The sequence below is a fragment of the Campylobacter sp. genome (assembly GCF_052169515.1).
Classification (GTDB): domain Bacteria; phylum Campylobacterota; class Campylobacteria; order Campylobacterales; family Campylobacteraceae; genus Campylobacter_A.
In genome coordinates, this window is sequence record NZ_JBQNCH010000009.1 from 77,379 (window position 1) to 86,271 (window position 8,893).

8 protein-coding genes are annotated in these 8,893 nt (G+C 41.0%); 6 read left to right on the forward strand and 2 right to left on the reverse strand.

The window, feature by feature from the left end; translation table 11 throughout:
• The first annotated feature begins 116 nt into the window (after positions 1 to 116).
• The 6 genes from ACTTKV_RS04630 (at position 117) to ACTTKV_RS04655 (ending at position 6,891) form a co-directional block, all read left to right on the forward strand.
• Positions 117 to 2,357, forward strand: coding sequence for a molybdopterin oxidoreductase family protein (locus ACTTKV_RS04630; protein WP_442549473.1), 2,241 nt, complete (start codon positions 117 to 119; stop codon positions 2,355 to 2,357).
• Positions 2,358 to 2,375: 18 nt separating this feature from the next.
• Positions 2,376 to 3,695, forward strand: a complete 1,320-nt coding sequence (locus ACTTKV_RS04635; RefSeq protein WP_442549474.1) for a Y-family DNA polymerase — start codon at positions 2,376 to 2,378, stop codon at positions 3,693 to 3,695.
• Positions 3,685 to 3,999 (forward strand): YolD-like family protein, encoded by a 315-nt coding sequence (locus ACTTKV_RS04640; protein ID WP_442549475.1) that lies wholly within the window; start codon positions 3,685 to 3,687, stop codon positions 3,997 to 3,999. Before ACTTKV_RS04635 ends, ACTTKV_RS04640 begins: the two co-directional genes overlap by 11 nt.
• Positions 4,000 to 4,230: 231 nt before the next feature.
• Positions 4,231 to 4,716 carry a PepSY domain-containing protein gene (locus tag ACTTKV_RS04645; protein WP_442549476.1) on the forward strand — a complete coding sequence of 162 codons (486 nt, stop codon included), beginning with the start codon at positions 4,231 to 4,233 and terminating at the stop codon, positions 4,714 to 4,716.
• Positions 4,717 to 4,904: 188 nt separating this feature from the next.
• The gene (locus tag ACTTKV_RS04650) at positions 4,905 to 5,564 is read left to right on the forward strand and encodes a response regulator transcription factor (RefSeq protein WP_442549477.1); all 660 of its coding nucleotides are present in this window, start codon (positions 4,905 to 4,907) and stop codon (positions 5,562 to 5,564) included.
• Positions 5,548 to 6,891, forward strand: a complete 1,344-nt coding sequence (locus ACTTKV_RS04655; RefSeq protein ID WP_442549478.1) for an ATP-binding protein — start codon at positions 5,548 to 5,550, stop codon at positions 6,889 to 6,891. The genes ACTTKV_RS04650 and ACTTKV_RS04655 overlap by 17 nt, the downstream gene beginning before the upstream one ends.
• A gap of 328 nt (positions 6,892 to 7,219) precedes the next feature.
• Here the strand turns inward: ACTTKV_RS04655 and fdh3B are convergent, their stop codons facing one another.
• Positions 7,220 to 7,861: a formate dehydrogenase FDH3 subunit beta gene (gene fdh3B, locus ACTTKV_RS04660; RefSeq protein WP_442549479.1), complete on the reverse strand. Its 642-nt coding sequence runs from the start codon at positions 7,859 to 7,861 to the stop codon at positions 7,220 to 7,222.
• 1 nt (position 7,862) lies between these two features.
• On the reverse strand, positions 7,863 to 8,893 hold a 1,031-nt coding region (locus ACTTKV_RS04665; protein ID WP_442549480.1), incomplete at its 5' end, for a formate dehydrogenase subunit alpha.

An 8,893-nucleotide genomic window follows, 5' to 3' on the forward strand; every position in this document is an offset into this window, starting at 1 on the left:
AAATTTTGCATATTACTTAAATAAAATTTAAGAAAATATATTAATTTTAAAATTACTTTTATTTTATAAGGAATATAATAATCCAAGTTGTAGAAATATTATTTGAAAGGATTGCCATGCAAAAGATAGTTCAAACAACCTGTCCTTACTGTGGAACTGGTTGTGGTATAGATCTTGTGGTGCAAAACGGTAGAATCGTCGATGCAAAACCAACAGACAACCATCATGTTAATGATGGTGAGTTGTGCTTAAAAGGCATGTTTGGTTGGGAATTTGTAAATTCTCCAAAACGCTTAACTAAACCTATGATGAGAAAGTTAAATGGAGAATTTAATAAACACGGCAAACTTGAAGAGGTAAGTTTTGACGAAGTTTATGAATTCTTAGGAAAGACGTTTAAAAATAGTGTCGAAAAGTATGGACCAAGCTCTATCATGGGCTTTAGCTCGGCTCGTTCAAACAACGAAGACAACTATGTTTTTCAAAAATTCTTTCGCGCTTTAGGAAGCAACAACGTAGATCACTGCGCTCGCCTTTGACACGCTCCAACAGTGGCAGGTCTTGCCAGCACGCTTGGAAACGGAACGATGACAAATGATCTAGTTGAGTTTGCAACTGATACAGATGTGTTTTTACTAATAGGCACCAACACAAGCGAGTGTCACCCAATAATTGCAATGCAGATACAAAGAGGCTTGGAGCGTGGTGCAAAAATGATCGTTGTCGATCCAAAACGCACCGATATGGCTAAAAAAGCCGATATTTACTTGCAAATTCCAGTTGGCTCAAACATCAAAACACTAAATACAATGATGAACATCATAATCTCTGAAAATTTACAAGATAGTGAATTTATAGAAAAGTACGCCGAGGGATTTGAATACCTAAAAGAGGCGGTAAAAGACTTCACACCTGAGAGATATGAGCGTGAGACTGGAGTAAAAAAAGAGCTTATAATAGAAGCTGCCAGAATGTACGCTAAAGCTGGCAGTGCAGCCATTTGCTACACCATGGGCATTACTCAGTTTAGTGACGGTACTTCAAACGTATTTTCACTTTCAAATTTAGCCGTGCTAACAGGAAATTTAGGTAAAAAAGGCGCTGGCGTGAACCCACTGCGCGGCCAAAACAACGTTCAGGGATCATGCGACATGGGAGCACTTCCTAACGTCATCCCAGCAGGTCCAGTAAATAGCGCCTACGCACAAGAGCAAGCACGTAAAGTTTGGCACTTTGAGCTAAACCCAGAGCCAGGATTTAAACTAACATATGCGCCTGATAAAATGGATAGTGGCGAGTTAAAAGTGCTTTACGTATACGGCGAAAACCCAGTCATGAGTGACCCTTGGACAGAGCACTTTGTGCATGCCACACACCACCTAGACTGCTTTATTGTGCAAGATCTATTCTTTACTGAAAGTGCTCAAAAAGCAGACGTGGTATTGCCTGCAGCTGGCTGGGGAGAGAAAGATGGTACATTTATCAATACATCTCGCCGTGTTCAACGCACTAGAAAAGCAAGCGAGCCAGTGGCTGGTGTTGAGCCTGACTGGAAAGTGGTTTGTAACATCGCAAACGCAATGAGACTTGAGGGATTTAACTTCTTAAGCGCTGAAGAAGTTTGGGATGAACTTAGAAAACTAATGCCTAAATTCTTTGGTGGTATTAGCTATTACAGGCTAGAAAAGCTTGGTGGTATCAGCTGGCCTTGCCCTGATGAAGATCATCCAGGTACGCCAGATCTTTACACCGACCATAAATCAATGCTTCCAAGCGGTAAATTCCGCCTAGTGCCAGTGCTTTACACTGATGATAAAAATAAGCGACCAGAAATAGAGGCTGAGTTTAGGGCAAAGATGAACATACCAGATGGCTATCCAGTGGGAACTGGCGCACTAAGCGAGGTGCCAGACGAGGTCTATCCTTGCTTATTTACGACAGGCAGAAAGGTCTATCACTACCACACTGGAACGATGACAAGAGAGTGTTCGCCACTAGAGTACGGCGCTGGCATCGAAGGTCCACTAATAGAAGTAAGCCCTGATATCGCAAGAGAGAGGGAGCTAGAGGATGGCTGTTATGCATTAGTCGAGAACAAACGTGGCAAAATAGCCGCAAAACTCCGTATAAATGAAGACCTTAGAGAGGGTACGATATTTACGACTTTCCACTATAGTGAGGCCGATGGCAACGAGCTTGCAAACGCACAAGACCATGATCCGCTCTCAGGCATCACACCGCTTAAGATGACAATAGCAAACATTAAGCGGCTAAGCGAAGATGAGTATATAGCATTTAGAAAAGAAAACGAGATGACTATGCACTCTGAAAAACCATATCTTTCACCAACAAGATAATAAATTTTAAGGGCAGAAATGCCCTTAAAATTTTACACATGCCAACTTTTACCAAATTTCATCTATAATCACTCCATGAAAAACGAAGCACAAAAATTTTATGCCGTCATTGATCTAAAATCCTTTTACGCCTCAGTTGAGTGCGTGGAACGAGGGCTTGATCCATTTAAAGCCGATCTAGTCGTGGCTGATGATAGTCGCGGCAACGGAAGTGTTTGCCTAGCCGTTAGCCCAGCTCTTAGAGCCAAAGGTGTGAAAAATAGATGCAGGCTTTTTGAAATACCAAAGGCTATAAAATTTATCATTGCACCGCCTAGAATGCAGTTTTACATCGACTATGCGGCTAAAATTTATGAGATATACCTAAAATATGTCTCAAAAGATGATATCTATGTCTATTCTATCGATGAGGCCTTTATCGATCTTACTTCTTATGTTAAATTTTATAATACCGATGCAAAATCCATAGCCAAAAAGATAATGGATGAAATTTTAAAAACTACTGGCGTGACTGCCACCTGTGGCATGGGCACAAATTTATACCTCGCAAAAATCGCCCTTGATATCCTAGCTAAGCACAGTGATGATGGGATTGCATTTTTAGACGAGCAGCTTTATAAAGAACGTCTTTGGACGCATCAACCGCTAGATGACTTTTGGCGCATCGGTAAGCAAACTAGGCTAAAGCTGGAAAAACATGGAATTTTTTGTATGAAAGATATAGCAAATGCTCCGCGAAGGCTACTTGAGAAATTTTTTGGAGTTGATGCCTATATAACAATAGACCACGCAAATGGCATAGAGCCAACGACAATAGCTGACATAAAAGCATACAAGCCAAGCACAAAATCCTACTTTAGCTCTGAAATTTTACCAAGAGACTACGAACGCTGTGAGGCGGTAGTAGTACTAAAAGAAATGGCTGATAGACTAGCACTTAGGATGATCAACAAAGAAGTAATGGCAAGTGGAATAACGATAAATATAAAATTTGCCGACAAGCTTGAGCCACACCAGCGTGCAAGCGTTCGGTTTAAGACACCAACAAATGTCTCAAGCATGCTGATGAGTTCAGCCGAAGAGCTACTTTTAAACAAGATAAAAAATGTTGGGCTGATTAGGCAAATTAGCATCAGTGCAAACGACGTAGTAAAAGAGAGTCTAGCTCACTCTAGTCTTTTTGAGGATGATACTAAAGAAAAGGCGGTTTTAAAATCCCTAAATCTCATAAAAGAAAAATTTGGCAAAAACTCGGTTTTAAGAGCGATCGATCTACTACCAGAAGCCACTGGGCAAGATCGAAATAAAAAGATCGGAGGGCACAAAAGTGGCGAGTAAAGATAGAGCAAAAATTTTTAGCTCGTTTAATCCCCTATCAACCTTAGAGCGAGCCCTCCGCCAAAAAGAGCGTGAGAGAAGAGAAAAGCTTGAACTTGATGAAAGCATGGTGGATGAAATTTTAAAAAAGATAAGCAGGCTAAGAGCAGCTAATGAAGTATACGTGAGCTACTATGACGGCTATACCTATGCAAATGCTAGAGGGCTAATCTCCGATGTAAATTTTAAAAATAAAACTCTTATGGTTGTAAAAACCAGGATCAAATTTGAAGATATAAACGAGATAGAGATCGTGCATGCTTGAGGGCTTAATTATTTACCACAAAAGCTCATAGTCACAAGACTATTTACCTCAAAATCATTGCTTTTTTAACGACAAATTTTAAGACTCTCTACTTTTTTAATCAGTAGCTACACTAATTCTTATAGATATAAAAACAAAAAATTTTATTTATTCATCGCAGCTTCATTTAAGACCTTTATAATGCGATCAACCAAACGAAGAGTTGGAAATCAAAAATCAAAAGGATCAAAAATGAAAAAAATACTAGGCTCAGCTTTTTTAGCAGCGATTTTAAGTGCGACAAGCTTGCAAGCAGCTATCACGTCAAAAGAGGCTTTAAACATAGCGTCGAAAAATTTCCCAGGCTCAAGTGTCAAAGATATCGAGATAGACGTAAAAAATGGTGAAACTTTCTACAAGATAGAATCGTTTAAAAATGGTGTTAAACAAGAAATTAAGATAGACGCTGTAAACGGTCAGATCGTTAAAGTAGAAAATAAAAATAAAGAACACATCTTGCCAATCGAAGCGGTAGATTTTTCAAAATTTGCTCTTAGTATCGATGAGGCGGTAGCTAAAGCGTTAGCGCTCGAGGCTGGCTGGAGCCTTGACGGAGCTGAGCTGGATAACAAAAACGGCGTTTGGATCTACGAGATCGAGCTTGAGCGCGGCATAAGTGAGAAAAAGGTGATAATAAACGCGCAAACTGGCGAGATAATCGGCAACTACACGAAGTGATTTTATGCGCCCGAAGCTCGGACGAAATTTAACTTAAACGCTGGCATAAATTTGAATATAAATTTTAGCGGCGTCGCAAGCAGACGAGCAAAACAAAATCCTAAATTTAGATGAAAACGGCCAGAAAAGCGCGGGCAAGATCCCCGCTAAATTTGATAAAATAGCTGGCAAAACTACATGAGGCAAGGATGAAAATTTTAGTCGTCGAGGACGAAATAGATCTGAACAACGTCATAGTAAAGCACCTAAAGAAAAACGGATATAGCGTCGATAGTGCCTTTAACGGCGAGGAAGCGGTGGACTTTACGGCCGTGGCGCGTTACGATCTCATCGTGCTTGATATCATGATGCCAGTGATGGACGGCCTTACATTTTTGCAAAAATCACGCACCAAAAAGCTAGCAACTCCGGTGCTCATGCTCACCGCAAAGGACGAGATAGACGACATCGTAAAGGGACTTGACACTGGAGCTGATGATTATTTAGTAAAACCATTTGATTTTAAAGAGCTACTAGCTAGGGTGCGAACGCTGATCCGCCGAAAAAGCGGCGTAGCGGCCAATGAAATTTGCTCAGGTGAGCTAAAGATAGATCTTTCTAAAAAATCTGTCGAGCTAGCCGGGCAAAGCATCGAATTAACTGGCAAAGAGTATGAAATTTTAGAGTTTTTGATGCTAAACAAGGGCAGAATTCTAACTCGCGACCAGATCAAAGAGCACGTCTGGGACTTCGACTACACCGGTGGTTCAAACGTCATTGATGTGCTTATTAAAAATATAAGAAAAAAGCTTGGTGAGAGCGAAGTGATCCAGACCAAAAGAGGACTTGGCTATGTTATTAAGGATTAAGCGGATCTTCGCAAACATCCCAATAACGGCGCGCGTAACGCTTTGGTACTCGTTTTTTATCATCGCTATCGTAACGGCTCTCGTTGCTATCTCTGCGGTCGTGGCAGATGAGGTTTTTGAGGACGTGAGCCAAAAGAAGCTAGCCAAATCAGTCACCAAAATCGCTAATGATACGGACGAATTTGAACCATACGACAATGGGATATTTTTTATAAAATACAGTGCAAATGGCGAAGTGCTCGGTGGTTTAGTACCCAAAAACTTTGATGGCTCACTTAAGATGGATAGTGGCGAAGTGAAATTTTACGAAAATGGCGAAAACCGCTTTTACTACTACGATATCGCAGTCAAAGGCAAAAAAGTCTGGATAAGGGGCGTAATAAATGCAGAGAAATTTTTCAAAAAAGAGGGGCTATTTTTACTAGCGCTTGGCGTTTTTGTGCCAGTCTTGTTTCTTTTTGTGCTTTATGGTGGCTATAAAACTATAAAAAATGCGATGAAGCCAGTCGCTACAATGTCCAAAACCGCTCTTGAGATAGGCACCAGTAAGGACTTTTCAAAGCGTATTGACCTGCCTGCTAGCAAAGACGAACTACACGCACTTGCAAGCGTTTTTAACCAGATGTTGGATTCACTCGAAAAGGTCTATCAAAGCGAAAAACAGCTCACTTCAGACATCTCGCACGAGCTACGCACGCCAGTGTCCGTCATCATGGCCGAGAGTGACTACGCCGTAAACTATGCGCAAAATTTGGACGAAGCAAAAGAGTCGCTGGAGGTCATCACAAGACAGTCAAGAAAGATCAGCTCACTGATAGATCAAATTTTGGAGCTTTCAAGGCTGGAATCTGGTAAAAATTTGACGCTAAAGCGCATAAATTTAAGTTCTATTTTGCAAGATTTAGCCACCGACTATGAGAAGCTAGCTAGTGCTAAAGGAATAAAATTTAGCCATGGTATAGCACCGGACATTGAAATTTGGGGCGATGAGCTGATGATTTCTCAGTTAATAGATAATTTTTTAAGCAACGCACTAAAATTTGCCACAACTAAGATTGAACTATGTTTGAGCGCATCAAAAACGCACGCATTACTTTCTATAAAAGATGATGGTAACGGAATTTCTCAAAAAGACATTGAGCTAATCTGGAATAAATTTTACCAAGCTGATAGTTCAAGAAATAAAAATGTAAACACAGGTAGTGGCCTTGGGCTTGCTATCGCGGCAAATATCGCCAAAATCCACGGTGCGAAGCTCGGCGTAAAAAGCGAGGCTGGTGCAGGCAGCGAATTTTGGGTGGAATTTGATCTTTTAAATTTAAGTTAGCACAATTTTAGGCACGACTGCCACCATGACCACATATGCAAATTTAGGACTTATCTTTTATTTTCAAATTTTAGCATTTAATAGAGCTAAGGTTTTACTATATCAACCAAGTCGCTTAACACCCATAAAACAAAGTTAGATTAGACAAAATTTTACAAACAAACTAGTCTAGCTTATATATAAGTTTTTAAGATTAAAGATAGTTAATGAGCTGCCATTATAGCTTTAAAATTCAATATGAAAATTTATCTATCAAAAAATGGAGTATATTTTTAAGTATATAAAAAGAATAAATTTGGTGCAGAGTAACTACACCAAATTTATAAAATTAGATTTTTAGTTTTAATCTGTCGCCAGCGTAGTAAGCGATCTTCCAAGTTGCAGTTTGCTTTAAGTCTTTAAAGCCATAGCCTCTTGCACTTACTCTATCGTTGTAAATTTTCTCGATCACGTCTGACTCTCCAACTAGTAACGCCTTTGTTGAACACATCGCAGCACAAACTGGCACTTTGCCTTCAGAAATTCTGTTTTGGCCATACTCTTCACGCTCTAGCTCGCTATTTGTAGGCTCTGGACCACCTGCACACATCGTACATTTATCCATAACGCCTCTTGCGCCAAATACACCATCTTTAGGGAATTGTGGTGCGCCAAACGGACAAGCATATAAGCAGTATCCACAGCCTATGCAGATATCTTTATCGTGAAGCACGACACCATCGGCTCTAATGTAGAAGCAATCAACCGGGCAAACAAGTGAGCACGGCGCATCTTCGCAGTGCATACAAGCGATCGAGGTCGAAATTTCTTTTCCAATCTCGCCCTCGTGCAATGTAATAACCCTTCTTCTTCTAACGCCAAGTGGCAGTTCATGAGCCTCATCGCAAGCTACCGCACAACCGTTGCAGTCGATACATCTGTCATCGTCGCAGTAAAATTTAAGTCTATTTTTATCGTTAAATTCACTCATCTTAAGCCTTTTCTATGCGGCATAGACCGCTTTTTGTTTCTGGGATTTGAGTAACTATGTCATATCCATAGTTTGTTACGGTATTTGCACACTCGCCTACCGCGAAAGGTTTTGTTCCCTCAGGGAAATTTCCTGTCATATCAACACCTTGCATGTATCCAGCCCAGTGAAACGGCAAAAATATAGTATCTGATTTAACCGACGGTACGATTCTAGCACGTACCTTGATTTTTGTGCCTTCAGGCGCATGTATCCAAACGAAGTCCCAGTTTTTGATGCCATACTTTTTAGCTAACTCTGGATGGATGTCCGCAAACATCTCAGGCGTGATACGTGACAGATACATACTAGCACGCGTCTCCATACCAGCACCGCTGAAGTTTACAAGGCGTCCCGTAGTCAAATTTATTGGGAATTCTTTTGAGAAGTCCTTACTTTGTTGCAAGCTCTTATACTTCGTATAGACGCGGTAGTGATTTGGTTTATCTTCAAAGTTCGGATACTTCTGTACAAGATCTTGACGAGGCGTATGTAATGGCTCTCTGTGTTGTGGGATCTGATCTACGAAGGTCCAAACTACAGCTCTTGCACGTGCGTTACCGTATGGAGCGATGCCTTTTTCCATACATTTTTCAGCGATTATGCCACTGCCGTCAGTTGCCCATGTAGCGCCCATTTTCTCGCGTTCTTCATCTGTTAGCGTGATACCAAGTACTTCTTCTATGTTTTTCTTAGTTATCTCAGGATATCCTCCACCTTGAACGCCTCCAGTTGGTGCAGAACTACTTCCTGCTAGCTGGCTAACTCCGTTGTGCTCTAAGCCAAAGCGGTTTCTAAAGCCCATGCCGCCTTGCATTACCGGTCTATTTATGTCATATAAATTTGGACTGCCTGGGTGCTTTTCCGTCCAGCAAGGCCACGGCAAGCCATAGTATTCGCCTTCAACAGGAGTGCCAGGCTTGCCAAGAAGTGTTTTCTCGTCAAATTTATCCCAGTTAGCCTGATGGCGTTTTAGACGCTCCGGCGTCCAGC

Excerpts from the sequence above, each read along its gene's own strand:
- fdh3B (WP_442549479.1), bottom strand. The coding sequence starts at position 7,861 with ATGAGTGAATTTAACGATAAAAATAGACTTAAATTTTACTGCGACGAT.
- ACTTKV_RS04655 (WP_442549478.1), top strand. The coding sequence starts at position 5,548 with ATGTTATTAAGGATTAAGCGGATCTTCGCAAACATCCCAATAACGGCG.
- ACTTKV_RS04650 (WP_442549477.1), top strand. The coding sequence starts at position 4,905 with ATGAAAATTTTAGTCGTCGAGGACGAAATAGATCTGAACAACGTCATA.
- ACTTKV_RS04645 (WP_442549476.1), top strand. The coding sequence starts at position 4,231 with ATGAAAAAAATACTAGGCTCAGCTTTTTTAGCAGCGATTTTAAGTGCG.
- ACTTKV_RS04635 (WP_442549474.1), top strand. The coding sequence starts at position 2,376 with ATGCCCTTAAAATTTTACACATGCCAACTTTTACCAAATTTCATCTAT.